The organism is Vibrio sp. 10N.286.55.E10, from assembly GCF_002872555.1.
GTDB lineage: Bacteria > Pseudomonadota > Gammaproteobacteria > Enterobacterales > Vibrionaceae > Vibrio > Vibrio crassostreae.
Window position 1 is genome coordinate 260,812 of record NZ_MCSD01000035.1, and the last position, 24,131, is coordinate 284,942.

General features: G+C 44.1%; 23 protein-coding genes. 14 read left to right on the forward strand and 9 right to left on the reverse strand.

What is annotated here, in order from left to right; all coding sequences use genetic code 11:
* The first annotated feature begins 38 nt into the window (after positions 1 to 38).
* The 6 genes from BCV39_RS17655 (at position 39) to BCV39_RS17680 (ending at position 7,152) form a co-directional block, all read left to right on the forward strand.
* Positions 39 to 1,454: a coniferyl aldehyde dehydrogenase gene (locus BCV39_RS17655; RefSeq protein ID WP_102432467.1), complete on the forward strand. Its 1,416-nt coding sequence runs from the start codon at positions 39 to 41 to the stop codon at positions 1,452 to 1,454.
* 56 nt (positions 1,455 to 1,510) lie between these two features.
* Positions 1,511 to 1,954: a hypothetical protein gene (locus BCV39_RS17660; protein ID WP_048664473.1), complete on the forward strand. Its 444-nt coding sequence runs from the start codon at positions 1,511 to 1,513 to the stop codon at positions 1,952 to 1,954.
* 177 nt (positions 1,955 to 2,131) lie between these two features.
* On the forward strand, positions 2,132 to 3,337 hold the full coding sequence (locus BCV39_RS17665) for an iron-containing alcohol dehydrogenase (protein WP_102432466.1): 1,206 nt from the start codon (positions 2,132 to 2,134) through the stop codon (positions 3,335 to 3,337).
* A 195-nt stretch (positions 3,338 to 3,532) separates the two neighbouring features.
* The gene (locus BCV39_RS17670) at positions 3,533 to 3,964 is read left to right on the forward strand and encodes a tetratricopeptide repeat protein (protein ID WP_102432465.1); all 432 of its coding nucleotides are present in this window, start codon (positions 3,533 to 3,535) and stop codon (positions 3,962 to 3,964) included.
* A gap of 75 nt (positions 3,965 to 4,039) precedes the next feature.
* On the forward strand, positions 4,040 to 5,785 hold the full coding sequence (locus BCV39_RS17675; RefSeq protein WP_102432464.1) for an arylsulfatase: 1,746 nt from the start codon (positions 4,040 to 4,042) through the stop codon (positions 5,783 to 5,785).
* A 119-nt stretch (positions 5,786 to 5,904) separates the two neighbouring features.
* Positions 5,905 to 7,152 (forward strand): anaerobic sulfatase maturase, encoded by a 1,248-nt coding sequence (locus BCV39_RS17680; protein ID WP_102432463.1) that lies wholly within the window; start codon positions 5,905 to 5,907, stop codon positions 7,150 to 7,152.
* 98 nt (positions 7,153 to 7,250) lie between these two features.
* Here the strand turns inward: BCV39_RS17680 and BCV39_RS17685 are convergent, their stop codons facing one another.
* The gene (locus tag BCV39_RS17685; RefSeq protein WP_102432462.1) at positions 7,251 to 7,841 is read right to left on the reverse strand and encodes a TetR/AcrR family transcriptional regulator; all 591 of its coding nucleotides are present in this window, start codon (positions 7,839 to 7,841) and stop codon (positions 7,251 to 7,253) included.
* A 319-nt stretch (positions 7,842 to 8,160) separates the two neighbouring features.
* On the opposite strand from BCV39_RS17685, the gene BCV39_RS17690 reads away from it, so the two are divergent.
* Positions 8,161 to 8,817 carry a QnrS family quinolone resistance pentapeptide repeat protein gene (locus BCV39_RS17690; RefSeq protein ID WP_102432461.1) on the forward strand — a complete coding sequence of 219 codons (657 nt, stop codon included), beginning with the start codon at positions 8,161 to 8,163 and terminating at the stop codon, positions 8,815 to 8,817.
* A gap of 147 nt (positions 8,818 to 8,964) precedes the next feature.
* Here BCV39_RS17690 and BCV39_RS17695 read toward each other — a convergent pair whose 3' ends face one another.
* Positions 8,965 to 9,180 carry a hypothetical protein gene (locus BCV39_RS17695; RefSeq protein WP_102432460.1) on the reverse strand — a complete coding sequence of 72 codons (216 nt, stop codon included), beginning with the start codon at positions 9,178 to 9,180 and terminating at the stop codon, positions 8,965 to 8,967.
* A gap of 447 nt (positions 9,181 to 9,627) precedes the next feature.
* On the opposite strand from BCV39_RS17695, the gene BCV39_RS17700 reads away from it, so the two are divergent.
* The 3 genes from BCV39_RS17700 to BCV39_RS17705 all read left to right on the forward strand — a co-directional run bounded on the left by BCV39_RS17700 (position 9,628) and on the right by BCV39_RS17705 (position 10,970).
* Entirely contained in the window at positions 9,628 to 9,888 is a 261-nt protein-coding gene (locus tag BCV39_RS17700; protein WP_017061084.1) for a DUF5062 family protein, read from the forward strand.
* A 365-nt stretch (positions 9,889 to 10,253) separates the two neighbouring features.
* On the forward strand, positions 10,254 to 10,409 hold the full coding sequence (locus BCV39_RS23210; RefSeq protein WP_017061085.1) for a DUF5993 family protein: 156 nt from the start codon (positions 10,254 to 10,256) through the stop codon (positions 10,407 to 10,409).
* Between the two features lie 9 nt (positions 10,410 to 10,418).
* A complete protein-coding gene (locus BCV39_RS17705) occupies positions 10,419 to 10,970 on the forward strand; it encodes a disulfide bond formation protein B (protein WP_102433561.1) in 552 nt (183 codons plus the stop codon).
* A 100-nt stretch (positions 10,971 to 11,070) separates the two neighbouring features.
* Here BCV39_RS17705 and melB read toward each other — a convergent pair whose 3' ends face one another.
* Complete coding sequence (gene melB / locus BCV39_RS17710; RefSeq protein ID WP_102433562.1) at positions 11,071 to 12,498, reverse strand: melibiose:sodium transporter MelB; 1,428 nt, start codon at positions 12,496 to 12,498, stop codon at positions 11,071 to 11,073.
* A 70-nt stretch (positions 12,499 to 12,568) separates the two neighbouring features.
* A complete protein-coding gene (locus BCV39_RS17715) occupies positions 12,569 to 13,921 on the reverse strand; it encodes an alpha-glucosidase/alpha-galactosidase (RefSeq protein ID WP_102433563.1) in 1,353 nt (450 codons plus the stop codon).
* 327 nt (positions 13,922 to 14,248) lie between these two features.
* Here BCV39_RS17715 and melR point away from each other — a divergent pair, with 327 nt between their 5' ends.
* A complete protein-coding gene (melR, locus tag BCV39_RS17720; protein WP_102433564.1) occupies positions 14,249 to 15,268 on the forward strand; it encodes a transcriptional regulator MelR in 1,020 nt (339 codons plus the stop codon).
* A 94-nt stretch (positions 15,269 to 15,362) separates the two neighbouring features.
* Here the strand turns inward: melR and BCV39_RS17725 are convergent, their stop codons facing one another.
* Complete coding sequence (locus BCV39_RS17725) at positions 15,363 to 17,612, reverse strand: hypothetical protein (protein ID WP_102433565.1); 2,250 nt, start codon at positions 17,610 to 17,612, stop codon at positions 15,363 to 15,365.
* 291 nt (positions 17,613 to 17,903) lie between these two features.
* On the opposite strand from BCV39_RS17725, the gene BCV39_RS23215 reads away from it, so the two are divergent.
* Positions 17,904 to 18,059 (forward strand): DUF5993 family protein, encoded by a 156-nt coding sequence (locus BCV39_RS23215; protein ID WP_029223582.1) that lies wholly within the window; start codon positions 17,904 to 17,906, stop codon positions 18,057 to 18,059.
* Positions 18,060 to 18,068: 9 nt separating this feature from the next.
* Positions 18,069 to 18,608: a disulfide bond formation protein B gene (locus BCV39_RS17730; RefSeq protein WP_102433566.1), complete on the forward strand. Its 540-nt coding sequence runs from the start codon at positions 18,069 to 18,071 to the stop codon at positions 18,606 to 18,608.
* Positions 18,609 to 18,726: 118 nt separating this feature from the next.
* Here BCV39_RS17730 and BCV39_RS17735 read toward each other — a convergent pair whose 3' ends face one another.
* The 3 genes from BCV39_RS17735 to BCV39_RS17745 form a co-directional block, all read right to left on the reverse strand.
* Positions 18,727 to 19,356 (reverse strand): bifunctional 4-hydroxy-2-oxoglutarate aldolase/2-dehydro-3-deoxy-phosphogluconate aldolase, encoded by a 630-nt coding sequence (locus BCV39_RS17735; protein ID WP_102433567.1) that lies wholly within the window; start codon positions 19,354 to 19,356, stop codon positions 18,727 to 18,729.
* A gap of 3 nt (positions 19,357 to 19,359) precedes the next feature.
* The gene (locus BCV39_RS17740) at positions 19,360 to 20,328 is read right to left on the reverse strand and encodes a sugar kinase (RefSeq protein ID WP_102433568.1); all 969 of its coding nucleotides are present in this window, start codon (positions 20,326 to 20,328) and stop codon (positions 19,360 to 19,362) included.
* Positions 20,329 to 20,434: 106 nt separating this feature from the next.
* Positions 20,435 to 21,868 carry a PTS transporter subunit EIIC gene (locus BCV39_RS17745; protein ID WP_102433569.1) on the reverse strand — a complete coding sequence of 478 codons (1,434 nt, stop codon included), beginning with the start codon at positions 21,866 to 21,868 and terminating at the stop codon, positions 20,435 to 20,437.
* Between the two features lie 260 nt (positions 21,869 to 22,128).
* Between BCV39_RS17745 and BCV39_RS17750 the strand changes: the two genes are divergently transcribed.
* Complete coding sequence (locus BCV39_RS17750) at positions 22,129 to 23,328, forward strand: enolase C-terminal domain-like protein (protein ID WP_102433570.1); 1,200 nt, start codon at positions 22,129 to 22,131, stop codon at positions 23,326 to 23,328.
* A 49-nt stretch (positions 23,329 to 23,377) separates the two neighbouring features.
* On the opposite strand, the gene BCV39_RS17755 is transcribed toward BCV39_RS17750, so the two are convergent.
* Positions 23,378 to 24,091, reverse strand: a complete 714-nt coding sequence (locus BCV39_RS17755) for a GntR family transcriptional regulator (protein WP_102300128.1) — start codon at positions 24,089 to 24,091, stop codon at positions 23,378 to 23,380.
* Between the last annotated feature and the right edge of the window lie 40 nt (positions 24,092 to 24,131).

Genomic DNA, 24,131 nt, shown 5'->3' on the forward strand with positions numbered 1-24,131 from the left:
TGTATTATTGTGTGCCTCTCCTAACCATGAGGTGATGTATGAAACATGAATTGACGGCAACACAAATGACAGCGACGTTGAAGACTATGCAGGAAGCTTTTGCAGATGATCCGATGCCCACTGTGTCGGTGAGAATAGAACAGTTGCTTGCGCTGAAATCTGCTCTGATCGATTACACAGACCGTTTGTGTGCCGCGGTAAGTGAGGACTATGGTCACCGCAGCCGACAAGATACTTTGATGGCCGACATACTTCCTTGTTTAGGAAATATCGATCACACCATCGAGTGTTTGCCACATTGGTCGACATCTTCAATTCGCCACTCCGGTCCTTTGCTTTCAACTTCTCGTGTTGAAGTGGTTTATCAGCCTAAAGGCGTAGTGGGGATCATTGCCCCGTGGAATTTCCCTATCATGTTATCCGTAGGCCCGCTCATTTCAGCCTTGGCAGCGGGCAATCGCGCCATGATCAAGATGAGTGAATTTACGCCAGAAACCAATCACGTTTTAAGACAACTATTGGATGAAGTCTTCAATGCCAACGAGGTATGTCTTGTTGAGGGCGAGGTTGAAATTGCCGCGGCATTTTCGGCGTTGCCGTTTGATCACCTTCTGTTTACGGGTTCAACCCAAGTGGGTCGCCAAGTGATGAAGTCAGCGGCTGATACGCTAACTCCTGTCACGCTTGAGCTGGGTGGAAAGTCGCCGGTTATCGTGGCTGAAGATATGCCAGTCGATCTTGCTGTTGAGCGAATCATTTATGGTAAGAGCCTAAATAACGGTCAAGTGTGTGTTGCTCCAGATTACGTGCTACTCCCTGAAGAGAAGCTTGAAGCCTTCATTCTTGAGTATAAAAAACAGTACCAATTATTGTTTGATGAAGGGATCTACTCTGAGAGTTTAACCTCGCTCATTAACCCTCGCCAATGTGATCGTATTGTTGGTTTATTGAATGAAGAGCAGGAAGCTGGGACACGAATCGTTGCTTGCCATGACGAAGCGATGGACCTAGATACTCATCGATTGGTGACACATTTGATCGTTGAACCAAGCCTGTCATCCAAAGTGATGAACGAAGAAATTTTCGGCCCATTATTACCCTTGATTACGTATCGCAATATCGAAGAGGCGTTCCAAGTCATCAATAGCAAACCACGGCCTTTAGCGCTGTATCTGATGAGCTTTGATTTGAGTTTACAGTCCCAGGTTAAGCATCAAGTTCATTCCGGTGGAATGTGTATCAATGACTGTGTTTTCCATTTAGCGGTTGATGATGCGCCGTTTGGTGGCATTGGTGAATCAGGGCAGGGCAATTATCACGGTAAAGAAGGTTTTCTCACTTTCTCCCATGCCAAAACAGTTTTGGAAACGGGCTTAGATCATCGAGTTAAGCAGCTGTTTGCAAAAGAAGACAACGAATTAAAAACAGCAGTGATGAGCATGCTTGGTAAGTAAATCATTTCTGTCATTACGCTATTCATTATTAAGAAGTTATTTTTAGAGGTTATTTTATGTTGGAACGCTTTTTTGAACGAACCATGAAATCGTATTTGATGATTACTGGATTCTTAACCGCCACTGCTTTTTCCACTTTCTTGGCACCGGATTGGAGCATGCAGACCCTGTTTTCTTACAACGATACGATGATGGAAAATAAGGAGTATCTGTTGGGTACTTATCAGCACTGGGGCGTGATGGTTGGCTGTATTGGTGTGTTGCTGATGTTCTCGGCCAAGTACAAATCGCTGCGTACTTCGACAATGATTTACAGTGCATTTGAGAAGTCGATGTTTGTTGGCATCTTCTTATACAACGTCTGTATCAACGATTATGAGTGGTTTTATGGTTGGAGTGGCGTGTTTGCGCTCGATGCGTTTGTGACCGTCTACTCTTTGGTTTATCTGTATTACTATCTCAACCGAGACAAAACAAAGGTACCCGCTCATTTGCGTTAACCTCTGTCGTTTAGCTCGTTGATTCTAACATTCCTAAGCCCGCATTTGCGGGCTTTTTTCGTTTCCGACAAATGATCCTCAACGATCTTAATTGACATATCTTTGACATTAGCACTCTAGACCGACCGGTTTGTATTGGTTATTGTTTAGTCATCAAACATAAACGAGGTAAACACCATGACTACCAATAACTTTAACTTTCAACTGAAAACCATTGTTCATGCTCAAGAGAACGGCATCGAAAACATCCCTTCTTTGTTTGCTCGCCTAGGTGCAAAACGAGTTGTGCTTTTTTCTGACAAAGGTTTGGAGTCTTTGGGCTTTGTTGAACAATTCTCAGCGTTGTTTGTAAACCAAAAGGTGACCCAACTATGCAATGAACAAGCGGCTCAGCTGGTTGGTGTGTACACCGATATTGCGCCAGACGCGACTTGCGACAACATCAACGCTGCAATTGAGTTTGCAAATAGCGTCAATGCTGATGCAATTTTGTCTGTTGGTGGTGGCAGTGTGATTGATGCTTCCAAAGGTGTGAAATACGCATTTCATAAGCAGATAGATGACATTCGCACCGTGATTGCGGGTGGCGGTCATATGGATGTGTGGCCAAATAATGAAGATATTCGAGTACCACACATTGCGGTTCCGACAACGGCGGGCACTGGCGCGGAAGCTTCTCCGATTGCTGTTTTTTACAACGAACATGAAAATATTAAGGCAAGCCTTGTTGCATCTGGATTGGAAGCTGATATCGCGATTCTTGATCCAACGATTACCACTAAGCTGCCTGCTCACCTGACTCGTTCTACCGCGATGGATGCGCTAACGCACGCGGTTGAAGCGATTGTCTCGCCAATGAGTAATGCATTCACCGATGCTTATGGAATTCAAGCTGCAAAACTGATTGTTGAAAACTTACCCTTGGCACTTAAAGAGCCAGAAAACCTAACAGCACGCGGCAACCTTCTTCAAGCTAGTACTATGGCGATCTCTGCTTTCTATTCGTCTTTGGGTGGCATTCCGATTCATAACTGTGCTCATGCCTTTGGTGCGATTAGCCATATCCCGCATGGTGATGCCAACACGGTACTGATGCCGGTTGTGATTGAGGCGCTGCCGGAATTCTATATGCCGAATGCGGCGAAGTTAGCTCAAGCTTTCTCGGTCGACACTACGGGAACCGATGAGATGGTTTACCAGAGAGTGTTGGATTTCTTAAATAATTTCCAAACCAGTGTCGGTGCGATGAAGCGTTTCAGCAGCTGGGACTTTGATGAGCAAGAGAAGAACAACATTGCTGAAGCGATTGAAAAAGACATCTGTTTTCAGTTCTACCCAATCTCGAAACAGACGATTGAAACCATCATTGAGAAAGCGATTTAAGTCTCTGCCTTAATCGACTGAATTTTATGACCATTTAGTTCAGCCCCTGATTCACTCACAACTATTACTCGAGAGCCAATTATGAAAATTGAAAACGTATTGCTATCAAGCTTGTGCATCATCGCGCCATTCCTACTTTTCACCTAACGCATTCAACAGGGACGTTGTGACCTTTATTCCCCGAGGAGGAAATAAATGATCAATAAACGTTTAACTACCGTGATTCTGACTGGTGTTTTGGCCGCACTGTTTTTTGCCAAAGCAAGCGTTGGAAGCGAAAGCTCTAAGAACGTAGGCACCATGGATCAATCGCAGCAGCATCAAGATGTCGCGCAATTATTGGATGAGGCTTATCAAGGGCAATTGGATGCTCAGATCTCTGTCGCTTACTTATATCTGAGCGGAGATGGCGTAGAACAGAATGATGAAAAAGCCGCGGAGTGGTTCGTCACCGCAGCCAATAACGGTAGCCCTGAAGCTCAAACACAGCTTGGATTGATGTATATCTCTGGAAGTGGCGTTCAAGCCAGCCAAGCGGAGGGAGTCACTTGGATCGGCATGGCAGCAGCTCAAGAGTATGATCCCGCGCTCGACTTATTACATTGGATGTCGCAAGCCGCGCACTAATTCAAATCCTAATCAAAGTTAATTACAGAAAAAGTTAATCACAAAAAATTAATCACAGAAATTGGAGAACGTCTTATGCAGACATTCAAGAAATCTTTAGTGTTCACTGCAATGGCCGCGGCAAGCAGTGCTGCTCTTGCGGCTGAATCAGAAAAGCCGAATATTGTTGTTATTGTTGGCGATGATGTGGGCTTTGCCGATACACAGCCTTATGGCTCAGAAGCGGATACACCAAACCTAATGGCGTTGGCTGAAGAGGGGGTTAAGTTTACTAACTTTCACGCGTCACCAACTTCATCGGTAACGCGCTCTATGATGTTAACCGGAGCAAACAGTCACGAGGTTGGGCTAGGCACCTTCGACTATGCCGTCTATCCGGGCGCGATTGGTAAGCCGGGTTATGAAGGTTACCTCACCAAGAAAGGCGTCACGGTCGCAACGCTGCTCGAAGAGAGTGGCTATAACACTTACCTGTCTGGTAAATGGCATTTGGGACACGAGGATGGCTTCCTACCTGACGATCGAGGTTTTGGAGAGAGCTACGGTATCTTAGCGGGCGGTTCGAATCACTTTAACCGAGATATGATGTTCCCTGCCAAAAATGCCGCGACAGCGGATGCGCTGCAAAAAGGGGATATCCCCGGCGTTGAAGTTGAGCCAACTTACCGCAACGGTCAGGTGGTTGAGGATAAGTATAAAGGCGAGTACTCAGATCAAGTTTACACTAATGAGCTGATCAAGATGATCGACAGCAAAAAAGACGACGGCAAGCCTTTCTTTGCTTATTTGCCTTTCACAGCAATTCATCTCCCACTGCAAGCTCCTGAATCCAGTTATCAAGACAAGATTGATTACTATGTTGAACATGGCTGGGATTCGATTCGAGAGGATCGTTTTGAACGTATGAAAGAGATGGGGGTGATTCCAAAAGATGCTGATATTTCAGGCCGTAATGCATTGAGCCGCCCTTGGGATTCGCTCTCTGAGAAAGAGCAGAAGTGGTATGGCAAGAAAATGGCTGTTGCGATGGGAATGATGGAGATGCAAGACCAACAAGTTGGGCAGGTCGTCGACTACTTGAAAGAAATTGGTGAGTATGACAACACTTACATTATGTATCTCGCCGATAACGGTCCAGAAGCTACTGATATTACCGGTGAAAATATTAGTGATCTGATACGAACCTGGACCGCTCATCACTTTGATAATTCGACTGAAAACTTAGGCAAGGCGAACTCCAGTGTGTCACTTGGTCCTGAGTGGGCAAGCGCTTCAACCGGCGGCCTATCTTGGTACAAAGCTTATACAGCAGAGGGAGGTATTCGTGTGCCGTTTATCGTTAAGCCAGCCAAAGCGCTTCTAGAAGGTGAAGATGCGTTGCAACCGGGAACTCAGACTGACGACTTATCCCAAGTGAAAGACATTGCAGCCACGATTCTTGAGATCGCAGAGGTAGAGCATCCAGGAACGGAATATCAAGGTCGAGAAGTAGCACCAATGAGTGGCGTGAGCTTGTTGCCTTACTTTAAGGGTGAAACGGCAGAGGTGCACAGTGCCGATAATGCGATTCCATTTGAATTGTTTGGCAGTGGAATTCTGCTCAAAGGCGATTATAAGATCATCCGAATCTCTACCGGTATGGGGGGGGACAGTGAGTGGCACTTATACAACACCAAGAAAGACCCTGCTGAGCAACATGACTTGAGAAATGAAATGCCAGATCTGTTCCTTGAAATGGTCGCTGAATATCAAGAGTACGAAAAAGTGCAAAACATCGTTCCGGTTGACGAAGCGTGGAACCCGTTTGAAAACGTAAAATAGAGGAAATGAACCACTCGGCCAACCTAATGCCATCAAGCTTGGTTGGCCGATGAACACCGTGTAAAGGAATTACGAATTGTTTTAGCTAATACAATAACTTTTACATCGAGGCGCTCTTCATGACGACACTATCGCTATCAAACTTGAGTTCAATCCCGCAGTTCAATGCTAAGGCGCACAGCAAGCTTCAAGCGCTAGCAAAACCGATTGGGGCGGTGTGTAATATCAGTTGCACCTACTGCTATTACTTAGAAAAACAGCAGCTGCTTGAATACCCCAAAGGATCTCAATATGTGATGGATGAAGCGCTGCTAGAGCGTTACATCAAACAATATATAGAAGGGCAAAATACACCGGAAATCATCTTTTCTTGGCATGGTGGAGAGCCAACCTTGTTGGGGATTGAATACTTTCAAAAGGTCGTCGCCCTGCAGAAAAAATATTGCCCTAGCCACAGTACTATTAGTAATGATCTGCAAACCAATGGCACCTTGTTGAATGATGCGTGGTGTAATTTTTTCAATAAACATGACTTTATCATCGGTGTGAGCATTGATGGCCCAGAGCACTTACATAATCACTACCGAACCAACCGTGCAGGCAAAGGTACTTTTTCTCAAACAATGCGTGGCATTCGCTACTTGAAACAACATAACGTCGAGTTCGCGACCCTAAGCTGTGTGAATGATGTGACAGGTAAGTATCCACTAGAGGTTTATCGCTTTCTACGCGATGAAGTGGGTTCGAAGCAGCTGCAGTTCATCCCTGTGGTGGATAAGCGCGAGGCTCATACCAACAATCAATGGTTGAGCAACCAACAAGCGATCATTCCTGTCTCTGGCGAAGTTGAATCGTGGAGTGTCGGTTCAGCGCAATGGGGAGATTTCCTTACTACCATTTTTGACGAGTGGTTCGAACATGATTTTGGTCGGGTATTAGTGCCGTACTTTGAAAATTTTTTCGGCGTGTGGATGGGCAGAGAAAGCACCATGTGCACCTTGAGTGAGATCTGCGGCAAAGGGTTAGCGGTTGAGCCCAATGGTGATGTGTATTCATGTGACCATTATGTCTTTCCTGAATTTCAGTTGGGTAATATTCAGGAACAAGAGCTTTCATCTTTAGCCTTTTCGCCAAAGCAACAGAGTTTTGGGTTCTCCAAACAGAAGTCTTTGCCGAAACAATGCCAAACCTGTGAGTTTAAGTTCGCATGTCATGGGGAGTGCCCCAAAAACCGCATCATCAAAAGCCGAGATGGTGAGGCAGGGTTAAATTATCTCTGTGAAGGATGGCTGAGCTTCTTCAAGCATATCGACCCGGTTATTAAGGGCTTACTCAAAGCCAATAATATTGCGTCTCGTCTAGGGTAGTGAGTTGGCGTGAATCGATTCAATCAAGATTTAAAGTGAGATAGAAGGCTCGCTAAATTGTGCGAGCCTTTTGATTTTTGGTACTTGGTCGCTGGTATCTAGTCAGCCGATTCTTGTGCTGGGCTCATGGCAAGAATGGTTTCATCCATGGCATTGTTTAGAATCGAACGGTTGCGCTGCATCGCAGCCATGAGCGTTGAGCCTAGCCATAAGCCATAGAGCGTTCGAGATAGCGATTCTGGTTCTGCGATAGTGAAATCACCATCGGCATTACCTTCTTCAAACAGCTTTGCCATACGCAGGATGATCTTTTCCGCGCCTTCTGCCATAGTCGATTGCAACGGGTTAGCAGACCCAGAGACTTCTCCAGCCAGTTTTACGACAAGACATTGGATATTGAAGTCCTCAGTCAGCTTCGACGCGCACCAAAACTCGAAATAGGCTTTAACGCGATCACGACGAGAAAGCGACTCATCACTTAAAAAGTCGTTCAGCTTAGCGAGGTGCTCATCAAAGTAGTTGGTAAGAAGGATCTCGCCAAAGTGCTCTTTGGATTTAAAGTAGTGGTAAAAAGAACCCTTGGTGCCTTCCGCTTGGTTGATGATTTTCATCAGGCCAACACCAGCAAACCCGTGTTCATTAATAAGGCTAAACCCTGCATCGAGCATAGCTTGTCGCATGTCTTTCATTGTTCTTACTCTTTATGCTGAGAATGAGGAATAGTGTAACCAGCAACATACCAACCGTCCAGTCTAGCGCGTTAGGACGCTGTCAATAGTTGACTCGCTTCGTCAAAGTGACTTTTCTCTTATATCCCCTTCTAAGCGACAAAACTTTTTTCAAGATAAGCGCATGCTATAAAACGAAAATAACAGCCTTAAAGAGCTTGTTTGGTGCCTTAAAATGGCTAATTTTTGGTATTTTAAGTTGCTGTTTTTGTTGGTTTTTAATTTGGTGTTTTCTTAAGATCGTAATGATAGTCTTAGCTTAATTTCTTTAGGGGGCTAAATGGATACTAATAACAGCACTTATCATCACCACAGTTTTGCTCAGCAAGATTTATCAGAGCTTACATTTACAGCCTGCACGTTTATCCGTTGTGATTTCAGACGTTCGAACTTACGCGACGCAACGTTTATTAACTGTAAGTTTATTGAACAAGGCGATATTGAGGGGTGCCACTTTGATGTTGCCGACTTACGAGATGCAAGCTTCCAGAATTGCCAGTTGGCGATGGCGAACTTTAGTAATGCAAACTGCTATGGGATCGAACTGCGCGAATGCGATCTGAAAGGCGCGAACTTTACTCGAACAAATTTTGCCAATCAGGTAAGCAATAGAATGTATTTTTGCTCTGCGTATATTACGGGCTGTAACCTGTCATACGCCAATTTTGAACAGGCTTGTTTAGAGAAGTGCGAGCTGTTTGAGAACCGTTGGATAGGAACGTACCTTGGTGGCGCGTCACTGAAAGAGTCTGATCTTAGCCGAGGCGTGTTCTCGGAAGATGTATGGGGGCAGTTCAGTATGCAGGGAGCAAACTTATGCCACGCTGAATTGGAAGGGTTAGATCCTCGAAAGGTCGACACATCGGGGATTAAAATCGTCGCTTGGCAGCAAGAGCAACTGCTTGAAACCATGGGTATTGTTGTAATGCCTGATTGATTCTTATCATTCGGTTGTAATCAACCATAGTCGCTAGAAGAAAAGCCCAAAGCTAATAACTTTGGGCTTTTCCGTATCTGGTAACCAGCATTTTATAATGATTTTTTAAAAAGAGAACGCTTGGTGAATAGAGAACTGATTGGCTGATTAGTGCATGCCTGAACGCATTTTGTCGGCCAGGGCAAAGAACACAAACAACACAAAACAGACCAGAGCAACACCCAATGAAACCAAGATGGTTGTTGCGTCTTTTGATATCAATGGAACGACGATAGAAGCTAACGCTACCAACATAACAAGGATATGAACGATTCGTCCGATGATCGGGTTTTTATGACAGAATGAAGCCCATAGGTAACGCATTTTTAACACCAGTATAATATTAGTGGGTTTATTCTATTTTCTTAATGAGTGTTTTGTAAATAACATTCTGTTACAGGAACCTGTAAATATGACCTAAGTCGTTTTACTATAAAACTGGTTAAATAACATAGGTTTATTTGTATTCTATAGAATGTATATCACCTAAATGATAATCATAGTATTCCGTATTCTTTAGGATGGTAAGTTAAATATTGTTCGATTTTCAGTTTTTGACTTAAGATCTCATTTACTGAGTTTTTTATTAAGAGCTCGTTTGCGTATAGCCATTGATATCGTAAATACCAACCAAATTTGAATCAGCCTAGAGCCTGTTATTCGTTTTATGTTATTTATCAAAGCGACTCCTCAAATTGAGAGCGAGGTAATCTTGTGAGTTTTTCTGTTTGATATACTCAGTACTCGTTCGATAAAGATGATGGAGATGATATGTCGAAAACCGCGAAGATCATTAATGAAGATAAGCTGGTAAAAAAAGCAGTTGAAGTCGGTTTTAAGATGGCAAAACTACAAGGTTTTGATTTGCCAAATTCATCCCAACCGATAAAGGTTAAAGCGGTGTACTTGTTCCTTGTTGAAGTCAATCAGATCACACCGTTACCTGACGATAAGCTTGATGGCGCGAACATCAAGAAGCGTTTAGCACTATGGCTTCATAAGGCACTGCCGGACAATGACCCGCTGAAGTAAGCTTGTATTACCTCATTTTGTATTTAAAACCTAGCGACCTTTCGCTAGGATTTTTGCTTTTGGGTACAGTAAAAGTAGCCCCTAATATTCCCCCAAGCCTAACTTCATTCACATATTCGCCAACCTTATCTGCCATCAACATTAACGCGCATCATCTGTTCATTAGTTGCCTCAACGTACTTGTGAGTACTCAGTACGAGGCCCCAAACTTGACAGCTTGGATCTTACTAACAACTATTAAGTTGATGATCTTCAATTCGTAATCCATCGATTTACCGAACTTGAATGATTAAGAGCATCGGTGTGGATATTCGTTATGACGTTTAGTCTGACTGAACAGGATAAATAGAAAGGAAAAACCTCTTATGATGTCTTTACTGTTTTTGTTGTTACTAGTGGCGATGCTATGCGCCTTTTTCGATAAGAAGACCGCTGCTTATGGCTTTTTTGCTAGCTCAGTGATCCTAGGTTTGTATTGGTTTAACCACCATGCCACCGACCCATTATCGATCTTACTGTAAGGAGCTAGCATGAATCGAAATCAGTTAACTCTCTTGAATACACTTGGCTTGCTAGGTATGACAGCCGTTTTGTTGATCGGCTTTATTCTTCAGTTTGTTCTTAATGAGTTGCCTTGTCCGTTATGCTTATTACAACGTATTGGCTTTGTGATGGTGGCGTTTGGCTTCATGTTGAATGTGGTTTATGGGCCTCAATCTCGCCACTATGGCATCGTCCTAATTGGCGCTTTATATGGTGTTGCTACCTCGCTAAGACAGGTCTCGTTACATGTAATTCCCGGTACGCCTGGCTATGGTAGCCCCATCCTCGGGATGCATTATTATACGTGGGCTTTTGTTTTGTTCACGGCCACTATCTTTGCGGTTGCTGTGATCTTGATACTAACGAATAAGATAGAAACTCAAGAACCATACAAAATGAGCAATCTAGGGCGTATTGCGTGCTTACTGGCAATCGTTGTGGTTGCGCTCAATGCTATTGCTACGTTTGCTGAGTGTGGGCCTTATCAATGCCCTGATAACCCAGTGAGTTATTGGTTGCTTAATCAAGGTGTTGGTTAGAGCCGATTAACTAACAACAAAGCCACAGCATACGCTGTGGCTTTGTTGTTTGTGTTTGCGCTTTTAATTGTATATGTAAACTGTTCGATGTGATTTCATGCTATACGACTTGTGCCGGTTCTGTCGGTTTTGCGGTTTCCCCTTTATCTGAGCCTTCGTTTGTAATGCGGTCATATTTTTCAGTGAGGTGGTCTTGGATCTTTTGGTGATATGCGCCGTTCAGCTTGTAAAAGCGGAAGTAGATGATTAGCGCAATGGCAAAGAAGAAAGCTGGTAGACCAACCATGATGCATTGCATGCCGAATACGGTTTCAGGGCTTTGCGTTACGTTAGGTACATAATCAACAGCGGTGAGCGCGATACCGATAAAGAAAGCGGCAAATGCCGAACCTGCTTTTACGACCAAGGTTTGCACTGAGTAAGCGATGCTTTCGCAACGAGAACCCAGTTTAAACTCACCGTAATCGACCGTGTCTGCCACCATGATGACGTTAAGTACCCAGAATAGCGCTGTACCAATTTGTAGAAAAACGCCTGCTGTTGATATCAGCAGAATGCTCTGTTTGTCGTACATGCCAACGTAGATGAGTACTGCGCTGCCTAAAATAGGGAAAGACGATGCACATGCCCACAGAACTCGGCGTGAAAACATCTGGGCAAGTTTAGGGAACAGCACCAGTGTGATGAGGTTAGCAATACCTGCATAAGCCATGTAGTAAGGGAAAAGTTCTTCATTACCCACCACATAAGTGAAGTAGTAAACCGCGAACGCTGTAATGATGTTGGTCGCGAGGTTATAAGACAAAGCCATACACAAAACACTAGTCAGTTGGTCGTTTTTGTAGATAAGTGACAGTAGCTTTTTCAGTGAAACCTTTTCTTCAGGTTGATTTGTGTCTAGGTTGGCGGTTGAATAACGTTCTTTTACATTACGCAAAGTAATGAAAGTTGATACCAAGAAACAAGCGATCAACAAGAGTGTAAAAATCTGGAAGCCGAACCCTTTATCGTCCCCACCTACGTAGTTCACGAAAGGCATTGCGATAGCCGCAGTTACAATCCAAGCTAGGCTAGCAAAGAAGCGAGGGTATGGGACGAGCTCTTCACGTTCACGCTTATCTAAGGTGAGTGTTGGGACCAGTGACCAAAAAGGGATATCCATTAGTGTGTAAGTCATGCCCCACAAGATATAGGTTACAGCGGCGTATGCGATTAACCAAGGACCTTCGATGTAATGCGCACTAAACACCATCAGAAGAACCACGGAGTTAGCCAGTGTGCCAATTAAAATCCAAGGTTTGAACTTGCCCCATCGAGTGCGGGTATTGTTGACTAACCACCCCATAATAGGGTCATTGACGGCATCCCAGATGCGTGCGACGAGGAAAATGGTGCCGACTGTAGCGGCAGAAATACCGACTACATCCGTGTAGTAAAACATTAGGTACATGTAGACGATGGTGATTGCGAAGTCTTTACCAAATGCGCCAAAGCCATAACTTAGCTTGGTATTCATAGAGATACTCATTGCCACTCCTTACGCCTCCTCGGTGAGAAGGCGTTGATATTCACGTTGTTGTATGTTTTTTAGTATGAAGTTACTTGTTAACCCACTCTGGTAACCAACCCTGATGGGCTTCAATCAAGTCATCAACCAGCGCGTATATCTCTTCTATTCCAAGTACGGCGGCAGTATGAGGGTCAAGCATCGCAGCATGATAAATACGGTCGCGGTTTTCAGTGAGAATGGCTTCTGTTAATAGAGTTTGGACGTTGATGTTAGTTTGCATCAATGCGGCCAAGTGATTTGGTAGGCGGCCAGCTTTGATTGGTTGCACACCATTGGCATCGACTAAACAGGCGACTTCAACACAGCAACCGTGCGGCAGGTTATCGATTAAGGCTTCGTTTTTAACGTTGCCATAGATGACGCTAGGTGTACCCGTCCAGATAGAATTCATGATGGTGCTAGCGTATTCGTGAGATTCCTCAACGGTGATCTTATCGGCCGTTTTGAACTCTTGAAGGTCTTTTTTCCAATCGGCAATTTGTTCGACACAACGTTTAGGGTATTCATCAAGTGGCACTTTATAACGTTCGATTAAATCTGGACGATTTGGCTTGATAAAGTAGGGGGTGTATTCAGAAAAATGTTCAGAAGACTCTGTCACGAAGTAGCCAAGCTTCTTAAACATCTCATAGCGGACTAAGTTGGTGCAGCGACCATTGTGATAAATACCCGGCTTAGGCGCTTGGCCACTCTCAAAGGCTTCAAGTAGGTCTGGATAAATGTCGACGTACTTACCGCTTTCTGTTTTTTTCTCGAGGGTTAGGTAGTAAGCCATGTGGTTAATGCCTGCGCAGGTATAGCGAAGATCTGCGTAATCTAAGTCTAGGTCGCGTGCTAGTTCTTCTGCGGTACCTTGTACTGAGTGACACAAACCGACTTGTTTAATGTGTGGATACTTCTCGTACATTGCCCATGTGTTCATTGCCATTGGGTTGACGTAGTTAAGCATGGTCGCGTTCGGGCAAACCTCAGTCATATCTTCACAGACACTCCAAAGATGCGGGACTGTGCGTAGCGAACGCATAATACCGCCTGGGCCTAGTGTGTCTGCGATGGTTTGTTCCAGACCATGGCGCTTACACACTTCGAAATCTGTGACGGTACATGGCTCGTAGCCACCGATTTGAAAGGCTATGACAACAAAATCTGCACCTTGTAGTGCCTCTTTTTGATCTAAATGGCATGAGATAGAGCCAGTCGCACCGGATGATTCCATCAACTTACTGACGACAAGGTGAGACTCTTCTAATCGATTCTCATCAATATCCATCAATGCGACATGAGCATTTTGTAGTGCTGAACGGTGGAAAACGTCGCCAAGAATGTTCTTAACAAAAATGGTTGAGCCTGCACCGATGAATGTGATTTTAGGGCTTTGCATAGTGGGATCCTTTATCTCTCTGAGTTCTTTGTTGATACAGATAAATTACACCTAGAACCCACGTCGATTCGTCTCAGATAATCAAATAGCTCTCCCGTTTACTAATATTTTAAAATCACTGAATGAAAATCTTAGGAAATGGGATAACTTGCTGGCTTTTGAGGAGAGGCATTGTGTAACGAAGCGAGTTTTGTACTTAAGATGCTGACTCTAATCACATTGTGCTGATCTTATGAAATGGGGTATTTTGGCACTATGATCGCCTTCAGAGTTTTATTGTCGAGGAACTGCTAAAAGTCATTTATACGATTTCCTAAGGAACGAGATATGCCGCAATCAACCCCTGATACGCTGAGAATTATCACTTTAGATAAGTACTCGTCCGAGACAGTGTCGGTAAGCCCGCTTTCTCTCTATTCTTCCTATGAGAAAATCGATATCGAGCTTAGAGCTCCTCACTCCATGCCCGGCTATCATTGGCATGGTCAAATTGAGGTGAATATTCCTTTTGGGGACGATGTGGAATACATCATTAACGGCAGTCCAATCGTGGTTAAGAGCGGATCGATTGGCTTGTTTTGGGCATCGGTACCTCATCGACTCACCAATCCCGGCCAGAGCCATAATATGGGGATCATCAACATACCGATTCATCATTTTATGTCGTGGACTCTCAGTCGGGATTTAGTCAATCAGATAACTCACGGCAGTGTGTTGCAATCGAATTCTTGTTCGTTAGTGAGTGAATTTGAAATTGCCCGATGGGTACAAGAGATCAAGCATTCGTCAGAAAGTCGCCAGCAGTTGGCCATCGATGAAATTGGCTTGATGCTTAAGCGAATCTGCCTTGATGGTTGGCAACAACTGCTCGTAAATCGACAGGACAAATCGACTTCAAAAGGGGTGTCGAAACACTCTCAATTCTATGTCAGCCAAATGTTGGAATACATCGCCTCGCATCATAACCAGCCATTAACCGTGAAAGATATCGCAGAACATATTGGATTACATGCCAACTATGCAATGAACGTATTTCAACGAACGATGCAGATGACCATTAAGCAGTATATTACTGCGATGCGTATTAATCATGCTCGCGCTTTACTGAGTGATACGGACAGAACCATTCTCGATATCTCACTCACGGTGGGCTTCAATTCGAGTAGCCGATTCTATGAAACCTTCCAAACGTACATTGGCGCCACGCCGACGCAATATCGAAAAATAGCGAGGGAAGATCACCGGTGGAGTAGTCATGGAGCCAGTCCTGTCTACGACCTTGAGAAAGGCGCGTGTGATGGTAAAAGGCCGCTAACGGTCACCGATAATTTAAAGGAAAAGTGGTAAGTGTTTATTCCGTTGCGTAAAGATGGCTAATACCCTGAACTAGGGGTTAAGGGGTTAAGGGGTTAAGGGGTTAAGGGGTTAAGGGGTTAAGGAGTTAATAAAGCAGAAATAGCCCTTGATATCCCCCAAGCTTAACTTCGTTTACATAGTCGCCAATATCGCCGTTTGCATCGACTGGCCTCATTGGTTTTTTTAATGGAATGCTGAGTTTCGGTGCCGAGTAAAAGTCTGAGTTCTGTCCATGAAAGTCGGTGCGATAAAGGACACGGCCATGCTCAAACTCTCTCGCGAGCACCATCTCTTCTGGGCCACCTTCTACCGCGTAGTGATCCGATTGATAAACAAAGTAACTATGAGTTGGCAGTAATTGAACCTTACCGTTCGGCAGATCAGCATGTTCAATGTGGTCTTGGGCTGCGTTTCCAACAATCGTGTAATCGGCTGGTTGTGGGCTACTCGTTGAAAGCATCAAAGGGATGGCTTCAAAACCTTGAGGTATCGAATGAGTAGGGGATCCTAAATCAACGGCGAGTAATGCGGTTGGCCGATAAGCTATGTTCTTTGGTATACCACTTTTCCAGAAGTTGTCTTTGGTTGTATTGTTGCTCCCATATACGTAGCCGCTGTTCCACTGGTTGAAGTAACTGTGTTTGGGGTGGTAGTTGAGGTAAAAAATAGCGAGTGTTGAGTACTGGTCTTGTTTCCAGTTTTCTTCGTTGTTTCCAAAATATTCAACTCGGCCAAAATGCGTGGTTGCTTGAAATATCACATTTTTCTTGCCGTGTGCCAGCGCAGAATTATCCCAAAATTTAGACAGCCCTGCATAACCACTGAATCCTGTCGACGGGAATAAATAATGCTCTCTCAGATAGACATTTCCTGCTTTGATTAGGTGTGATTGGCCATGCCGACCATAAAGGTTGGCCGTTCCAATATTGAGCCCAACGATCGGATTACTGTCGTGCGCTGTTAGGTTCTGTAGGAAAGAGGTGAATTGAGTTTGGTAAACTTGGTCGGCGTCATCTGAGCCTACAATAAGCTCCATTTCACTGATTTTTCCACCCATATACACCTCAAACTGATTGTTGCCCATGAGCTTATTGGTGTCGTCGTTATACGCCCCGCGCAGGCCTTGCTGAGCCCAATGTTTGGAATAGTAAGCTTGTATTGCACTTAATAACTGTGGATTAGTTAGGTTGGTCAGCGCCCATGATGAATTTTGGTTCCACATTCGTCCAAAAGGAATGACGCGAGATTCCCAACGAAAGCGCGCCTTGGCCGATTTGTTGGTTCGATTCTGATACTCAGAAGGTGATAAGTAGTTATCTCTATTTAGATCCGCGGCTTGGTCAAAGCCGTGAATTTTCCGCCAATGTTTGGCTTTGCCGGATGACTTCGGATCTGTACTTGAAATGGGAAACGGTAGGTTCTTGATATCGAACTTAGGGAAACTGTCTTTTAATTGAACTTGATTTAAGCGAGGTCGAATATCGCTTGAACTACCTTGCCAGCGGATTCTGATAACGTATAAACGGCCGCCACCTCGCACAAATGTAGAACCAAAATACTGCCCGCCACCGTAGCTCTGGCCGCTGCCATCGTGAGTCGTTGCTCTGACCCAATTCGAGGGCAATCGCCAGTTTACCGCTTGGTTTTGAGTCATATTCTGTGTGTGATCGTTTATTATTTCTAAGCGAGCCCATGCCGTAGATTGGCCTAGAACATTCGTCGATGTTGGATATTCAATATGGAATTCTCCGCCTTGTGCAAAGCGTGAAAATTCGAATGTTAAGCTATCGAACTTCTCCGAATGGTAAACGTAGAGTGCTCCGCCACGTTCGAAATGTTCAAACACATCAGAATCCCAAGGCGGCTGCTGATAAAGTGCATAGCCCGCATGTTTTTCGTCTGCGGTATAGCCAACGATCATAGGCTTGCGGTTTAAAAGCGTATTTTCACCGTGCGTTGTATCCAGCTCTGCAAGAATAGTATCTTCTGAAAAGTGTAAGAAGAAGTCTTCGTAATCAATGTTGTTTTTCTCTGCCGTGTTTCTAATTTCGTCTTCCAACGCTCCCGAATTTAGTTCTAACTTTTGGTTGTACATATAACCGATGCTATTGGCTTTTTCGTTGTCACTTTTATTGCCGTAAGCCCCAAATACTAAATCACTGTTATCTATCTCCCAATCAATCACGTTGTCTGCTGATACAGCAGAGCCTTGCAAGTTGTTCCCTTGCTCATGCTGGCCGGGCAGCACAATGGCGTAGTTGGCTAAACTGGCATTTGGAAGTGCGAGGCTGATAAAGGATAGGAGTGACAATAACGAGGTACAGTGTTTTTTCATGAAGCTTCCTAGCTACGATGGGAGCCACCTTGTAGTGGTCAATAAATACCGGGGACTCGCTAAAGCAAAAATAACAAAATGTTCTCTGAGCAATATAAGCGTAGCAAACCCTGTCAAAGAACTTATCGTCTCTAACTTGACAGCTTAGAGGTTACTAACAACTATTAAGTTGATGATTTTAAATCCGTAATCCATAGATTTACCGAAGTTGCATGATTAAGGGCGTACGTGTGGATATTTTTATGACGTTCACCTTGAGTGAACTCGATAAATAAGGAGAGGATGCCTCTTATGATGTCTTTATTATTTTTGTTGTTACTTGTGGCGATGGTGTGCGGGTTTTTCGGCAATAAGACCGCCGCGTATGGCTTTTTCGCTGGCTCAGTGATCCTTGGTTTGTATTGGTTTAATCACCATGCGACTGACCCTCTATCAATCTTATTGTAAGGACCTAGCATGAATCGAAATCAGTTAACTCTTCTGAATACGCTTGGCTTACTGGGTATGACAGCTGTTTTGTTGATCGGCTTTATTCTTCAGTTTGTCCTCAATGAGCTTCCTTGCCCATTGTGTTTACTGCAACGAATTGGCTTTGTGATGGTCGCGTTTGGCTTCATGCTGAATGTGGTTTATGGGCCTCAACCTCGTCACTATGGGGTTGTGCTAATTGGCGCTTTGTATGGTGTCGCCACATCGTTAAGACAAGTTTCCCTACACGTGATTCCGGGTACTCCTGGTTACGGTAGCCCGATATTTGGGATGCATTATTACACTTGGGCCTTCGTGTTGTTCGCTGCAACCATATTGGGTGTTGCCGTGATCTTGATGCTGACCAATAAGGCCGAGTCCCATGAACCCTATAAAATGAGCAATTTCGGGCGCATTGTGTGTCTACTGGCGATTGTCGTCGTGGCATTGAATGCTATTGCTACATTTGTCGAATGTGGTCCTTATCAGTGCCCGGATAATCCGGTGAGCTATTGGTTACTTAATTAAGGGGCTGGTGGATAATTTCTGGATTTGAACAAAAAAGAGCGAGAGGCCAGCCTCTCGCTCTTTTTGTATGTAACGAATTTCCAAATCTGCGAACAGTTTAGATTAGCTACTTATGTGCTTAGCGATTCACCTGTTCAACAATCTCGCGTGTTAGGCGGGCAATCTCATCCCACTCTCCGTTTTCAACGAGCTTCTTATCCACCATCCAAGTGCCACCGCAGGCTAATACTTGAGGTACAGCCAAGTAATTGTCGATGTTTGATGACGTAATGCCGCCTGTAGGCATTAGCCGAATATCGCCGTATGGGCCAACTAACGACTTAACCATACTGATGCCGCCCGATGCTTCTGCTGGGAAGAATTTGAGTGTCGTTAATCCCATTTCTAATGCCGCTTCCACTGTACTTGGGTTGTTCACTCCCGGGATAATATCAATGCCGATCTCTTGGCATGCTTTAACCGTGTTTGGATTGAATCCCGGAGATACCACAAAGGTTGCCCCCGCTTCTTTCGCGGCCAGTGCTTGTTCACCATTCAAAATTGTTCCGGCACCAATCAGCATGTCAGGCTGAGCTTCTCGTAGCAGTCGAATAGCTTCAACAGCGGCGTCAGAACGAAAAGTAATTTCTGCTGCAGGCAGACCGTTTTCCGCTAAAACTTTACCTAGTGGAATAATATCTTCAGCGTTATCAATCGCGATAACAGGGATAACTTTAAGTGCTTTTAATTGGTCATTAATTGTAGGCATGGTTTACTTCTTAATAGGGTTTGAAAGAGTATCGGTGATGGCTTTTGGAATAATTGCACCGTGGTGTTGAATCACTAGTCTCGCGAGTGCATTACCTTGTTGGCAGGCTTCTGAAACAGAACCTCCAGAGAGGTAACAAGATAAGAAACCACCGTTAAAAGAGTCGCCAGCAGAGGTGCTATCAACCACAGTCTCGACAGGTGTTGTTGTGACTTTTATTGGCACATCTTTGGGGCTTTCACTGATCAAGCAGCCTTCAGCACCAAGCTTTACAACAACAGTTTTGACGCAGAGTACATGCAGTCTTTTTATGGTGTCTTGTGGCGTTTGATCGCCCCATAGCAGCTGTTCGTCATCAAAGGTAACCAAGGCTATATCTGTCGCTTTATAAGCAAGCTGATAAGCTTCTTTGGTTGCGTCTTGTGATCCCCACAACTTTGGTCGGTAGTTACTATCAAAGGCGATGGCAACGCCGCGTTCACGTAGACCTTGGATGATAGTGAGTAACTTTAGCTGATCGCCATGATGCAAGATCGCCAGAGAGATTCCGCTCAAAAACACCATATCGACATCTTCAAGTTGTGCGGCTATTTTGTCGAAATCTGGGTGCTGTACCATGTAGCGAGCAGCGGAGTCATTACGCCAATACAGAAATGTGCGTTCACCAACGTCGTCTAATTGAATCAGGTACAGGCCTGGCGAGCGCTGCTCGTCAATCAGTACGAAATCAGCTGATAGCCCTTCATCTTGCCATCGGTTAAGCATCTGCTGACTGATAGCGTCTGAGCCTAGCGCTGTGACATAACTGGTACGAATCATAGGTGCATCTGACGAACAGGAATAGCTGGTGGCACTTCGGTTCAAATAAACAGCGGCGTTGAGCGTATCCCCACCATAGGTCTGTTGCATGGTACCGAATGGAGCGCCGTTCAGTTCTATCATGCACTCGCCGATAATCGCAATGTGGCTCATAGTGTGTCCTTACAGAAAAATTGGTATTGCTAGGTATAAATGATGGAACGTGGCTACAAGGAAAGTAGCCACGTTGATTCTTTTCCCAATAGCTTGAGAGGAGGTCTTATTTGTTGTCTAGTTTCACGAACAACAGCGTTAGAACATAAGACAGTGCGAACACACCCACCACGCCCATTAGTGCCTGAATGAAGTTTTGCGTACCGCCTGCAAGATAAGCTGGCAAGCTGAACACAGAAGAAAGAATGTAGCTCGTTAAGTGAGTATCTATCGTTACCGAGATAGCACCGAACACACCTGCAGCTAAACTCGCGGTCATCATTGCTTTGGTGTATTTCGTTAGGACACCAAACAGAGCCGGTTCAGTGATGCCTAAGATAGCGGTAACGCTTGAGCCCATCGTGATTGAAGATTGCTCTTTAGAAACTGTCTTGCGCTGCTTGTGCCAGATTGCCATTGTCGCACCAGCAATTGCCATGTTACCTAAGCACATGATCGGCATAAGTAAATCCTTACCATACAATGCAAAGTTGTTCAGGCTGATTGGTGTCATGCTGTGGTGAATACCAAACACAATCGTAATAGGACGAGTTAAACCAAACACAAAGCCCGTCAAAGTCGGAGAGATCTCCAGTAGTGAACTCATTACCCAACCCGCGCCATTACTTAGCCAGATACCAGCAGGGCCAACAAATGAAAGTGTGATGGTTGAAGTCACCGTAAAGGCAAGCAGTGGCGTAAATACTGGTTTTGCAGAAGAAGGTACTAGACGGTCAACTAACGGAGTCACTTTAGACAATAACCAGATAGCGAGAATAGCTGGTACGATAGCACCGCCGTAGTTGAGCAGTTCAATAGGAACCATACCAAGAACCGTCAGCTCAGGTGCAGCGCCAGCATCTTTTAGCATCGCCGCTTTATCTACTAGCTTGGGTGCTAGCATTGCAGACGAAACAGCAAGAGCTATGTACTCATTTACTTTAAAGACCTTGGCTGCAGAGAAAGAAACCAACATAGGTAAGAAGAAGAACACAGCAACAGAGATAGAGCGGAAGAAATAAACCGTGTCTGAGGTTTCAGAGATAACATTGGTTGCGATAAGGCCAGAAAGCAAGCCCATCAACATACCTGCACCGGCAATCGCTGGGACTACAGGGCCGAAGATACCCGCGACAATGCGCATCACGCCTTGGAACAGTTTGCCTTTCTCTAGCTCGTCAGCCGGATTAGCGTCAGCTTGTTGAGTGTTTGAGAGCGCGTTAAACCACTTCTCTACTTCAACACCGATGATGACCTGAGTTTGACCTTGTTGAAGTACCACACCTTTCACTTCAGCGATCTGCTTGATCGTATCTTCGTCTACCAGAGACTCGTCTGCCAATTTGAATCGCAGCCTTGTCATACAGTGTGTGATACTCACGATATTGTCTTCACCACCAAGTGCAGTGACTAATAACTGTATATTTTCTTTGAAATTTTTCTTTTTCGATGATGACTTCGAGTTATTAATAACGGCATCACTCTTTTCTACCATTTGCATACTACACCTGTTATTGGAATATATTTATCTCGAGTAATCATAACGACAACCAATTTAATTCCAACGCAGTAAAAAGAGATCTCAATCACACTTGAAATTCGAATAATTATTTTTTTACCATTTTTGGCCAATTGGTATGTTTTGTTAATCGAAAAAAAACACTTAACGTACCAATTATTTTTACCGAAAATTAGCGCTTGAAATGTGGTTTTTAAAGCGGTTAGATAATAGGAGTTGACTTAAGTTTAGGTTATTTAATTGTGAAAGAAACTATTATATCTGATATCCATTGTATTATTACTAAACCAGACAGACACAATCTCATTACCGTGGTAGTTGAAACGAATGAAGGCGTGACTGGGTTTGGTTGTGCGACATTCCAACAAAGACCGCTTGCTGTAAAAACAATGGTCGATGAATATTTAAAACCTATTCTTATTGGTAAAAACGCCAATAATATTGAAGACTTATGGCAAATGATGATGGTCAACGCTTATTGGCGAAATGGCCCTGTTATCAATAATGCAATTTCCGGTGTTGATATGGCACTGTGGGATATTAAAGCCAAATTAGCGGGTATGCCATTACATCAATTATTTGGTGGTAAGTCTCGTGATGCTATTCCTGTATACACACACGCGACTAGCGACACAATGAAAGGTATTTATGAGCTGGTGGAATCTTTCCTAGACAAAGGTTACAAGCATATTCGTTGTCAGCTTGGTTTCTATGGCGGTGTTCCAACCGATTTGCATACCACTCAAAATCCGACTGAAGGCTCGTACTACGACCAAGATCAGTACATGGACAATACACTAACGATGTTTAAGTCGCTTAGGGAGAAATACGGTAATAAATTCCATATTCTTCATGATGTTCATGAGCGCCTATTCCCGAACCAAGCAATACAATTTGCGAAGGAAGTCGAGCAATACAAGCCGTATTTCATTGAAGATATTCTGCCGCCAAATCAAACGGAATGGTTGGATAATATTCGTAGCCAAAGCTCAGTGTCATTAGGTTTAGGGGAGTTATTTAATAACCCTGAAGAGTGGAAATCATTGATTGCTAACCGTCGCATTGACTTCATTCGTTGTCATGTTTCACAGATTGGTGGCATTACTCCTGCTCTGAAACTCGGCCATCTATGTCAGAACTTCGGTGTTCGTATTGCATGGCATTGCCCACCAGATATGACGCCAATTGGCGCAGCGGTAAACACCCATTTGAATGTGCACTTACACAATGCCGCCATTCAAGAACATGTCGAGTACAACGAGAATACGCACAAGGTATTCCCGAACGCTGCAGAGCCAATTAATGGCTACTTATACGCTTCTGAAATCGCAGGTATTGGTGTTGAAATAGACCGAGAGGTTACCGCTGAATTTCCTGTAATGTATCGCCCCCACGAGTGGACTCAAAGTCGCCTTCCTGATGGCGCGATTCACACTCCATAACTCAAACAGTACCTATTCGGTTACTGAGTAACGCAATAAAATAGCCGCACTAGCGGCTATTTTTATCTCTGAAATTCATGCTCTCACTGTTAAAAGGCGTGTGATAAGTGCATTGGTAGTTGATGTCGATGATATCGCTGACGATGAACAGTTCACCCGATGCTAAGAAACCTCGGTTGGTGATGTTCATCGCTGCCGCATTCTTTTTGCAACCCAGAAGGTCAGCGTCATCTTTGGATACGTTGATCGCTTGATAGGTAGTGAGGTAACTGTCGATCTCTAAATCGTGTGCTAACGCGTATTTTTGAATGGAGTTTTCAATGATCTCTGTATTCATTTCAGGGAAGATACTGACAGGTATCTTTGCCTCTTCAATCTGAACGACTTTATTATTTATTAACCTCAGTCGTCTAATCTTCCAAATATACTCATCATCAGCTAACGAAAATATTTGTTGTTCATGTTGGTTTGGTAGCGTTTTATTTAATTGAATCTTTTTATAAGATATTTCTTCAAAGCTGTTTTCAGTGATTGAGTTATAGACTAAGGGAGTACCAATTAAAGAAGTATTAACAAAATACCCAGACCCAATTTTAGATTTTACCATTCCAATAGCCTCTAATTTTGCGAGTGCCTTTCGAATGGTGAAACGAGATAACCCATATATTTCAGATAGTTCTCTTTCAGCTGGCAATTTGTGATTAATACTGTTTTGACAGATCTTGCTCACAATATCTTGAACAACTAATTCGTACTTTTTCATAGGCCAATAACTTTTAAAGTGTATTCACAGTGATTAAAGA

What these genes read in the sequence shown, in the direction of transcription:
- BCV39_RS17655 (WP_102432467.1), top strand. Translation starts at nt 39, where the DNA reads ATGAAACATGAATTGACGGCAACACAAATGACAGCGACGTTGAAGACT.
- BCV39_RS17675 (WP_102432464.1), top strand. Translation starts at nt 4,040, where the DNA reads ATGCAGACATTCAAGAAATCTTTAGTGTTCACTGCAATGGCCGCGGCA.
- BCV39_RS17715 (WP_102433563.1), bottom strand. Translation starts at nt 13,921, where the DNA reads ATGCAAAGCCCTAAAATCACATTCATCGGTGCAGGCTCAACCATTTTT.
- BCV39_RS17755 (WP_102300128.1), bottom strand. Translation starts at nt 24,091, where the DNA reads ATGAAAAAGTACGAATTAGTTGTTCAAGATATTGTGAGCAAGATCTGT.
- BCV39_RS17660 (WP_048664473.1), top strand. Translation starts at nt 1,511, where the DNA reads ATGTTGGAACGCTTTTTTGAACGAACCATGAAATCGTATTTGATGATT.
- BCV39_RS17700 (WP_017061084.1), top strand. Translation starts at nt 9,628, where the DNA reads ATGTCGAAAACCGCGAAGATCATTAATGAAGATAAGCTGGTAAAAAAA.
- BCV39_RS17730 (WP_102433566.1), top strand. Translation starts at nt 18,069, where the DNA reads ATGAATCGAAATCAGTTAACTCTTCTGAATACGCTTGGCTTACTGGGT.
- melB (WP_102433562.1), bottom strand. Translation starts at nt 12,498, where the DNA reads ATGAGTATCTCTATGAATACCAAGCTAAGTTATGGCTTTGGCGCATTT.
- BCV39_RS17705 (WP_102433561.1), top strand. Translation starts at nt 10,419, where the DNA reads ATGAATCGAAATCAGTTAACTCTCTTGAATACACTTGGCTTGCTAGGT.
- BCV39_RS17695 (WP_102432460.1), bottom strand. Translation starts at nt 9,180, where the DNA reads ATGCGTTACCTATGGGCTTCATTCTGTCATAAAAACCCGATCATCGGA.
- BCV39_RS17665 (WP_102432466.1), top strand. Translation starts at nt 2,132, where the DNA reads ATGACTACCAATAACTTTAACTTTCAACTGAAAACCATTGTTCATGCT.
- BCV39_RS17685 (WP_102432462.1), bottom strand. Translation starts at nt 7,841, where the DNA reads ATGAAAGACATGCGACAAGCTATGCTCGATGCAGGGTTTAGCCTTATT.
- BCV39_RS17725 (WP_102433565.1), bottom strand. Translation starts at nt 17,612, where the DNA reads ATGAAAAAACACTGTACCTCGTTATTGTCACTCCTATCCTTTATCAGC.
- BCV39_RS17690 (WP_102432461.1), top strand. Translation starts at nt 8,161, where the DNA reads ATGGATACTAATAACAGCACTTATCATCACCACAGTTTTGCTCAGCAA.
- BCV39_RS17745 (WP_102433569.1), bottom strand. Translation starts at nt 21,868, where the DNA reads ATGCAAATGGTAGAAAAGAGTGATGCCGTTATTAATAACTCGAAGTCA.
- BCV39_RS23210 (WP_017061085.1), top strand. Translation starts at nt 10,254, where the DNA reads ATGATGTCTTTACTGTTTTTGTTGTTACTAGTGGCGATGCTATGCGCC.
- BCV39_RS17735 (WP_102433567.1), bottom strand. Translation starts at nt 19,356, where the DNA reads ATGCCTACAATTAATGACCAATTAAAAGCACTTAAAGTTATCCCTGTT.
- BCV39_RS17670 (WP_102432465.1), top strand. Translation starts at nt 3,533, where the DNA reads ATGATCAATAAACGTTTAACTACCGTGATTCTGACTGGTGTTTTGGCC.
- BCV39_RS17680 (WP_102432463.1), top strand. Translation starts at nt 5,905, where the DNA reads ATGACGACACTATCGCTATCAAACTTGAGTTCAATCCCGCAGTTCAAT.
- melR (WP_102433564.1), top strand. Translation starts at nt 14,249, where the DNA reads ATGCCGCAATCAACCCCTGATACGCTGAGAATTATCACTTTAGATAAG.
- BCV39_RS23215 (WP_029223582.1), top strand. Translation starts at nt 17,904, where the DNA reads ATGATGTCTTTATTATTTTTGTTGTTACTTGTGGCGATGGTGTGCGGG.
- BCV39_RS17740 (WP_102433568.1), bottom strand. Translation starts at nt 20,328, where the DNA reads ATGAGCCACATTGCGATTATCGGCGAGTGCATGATAGAACTGAACGGC.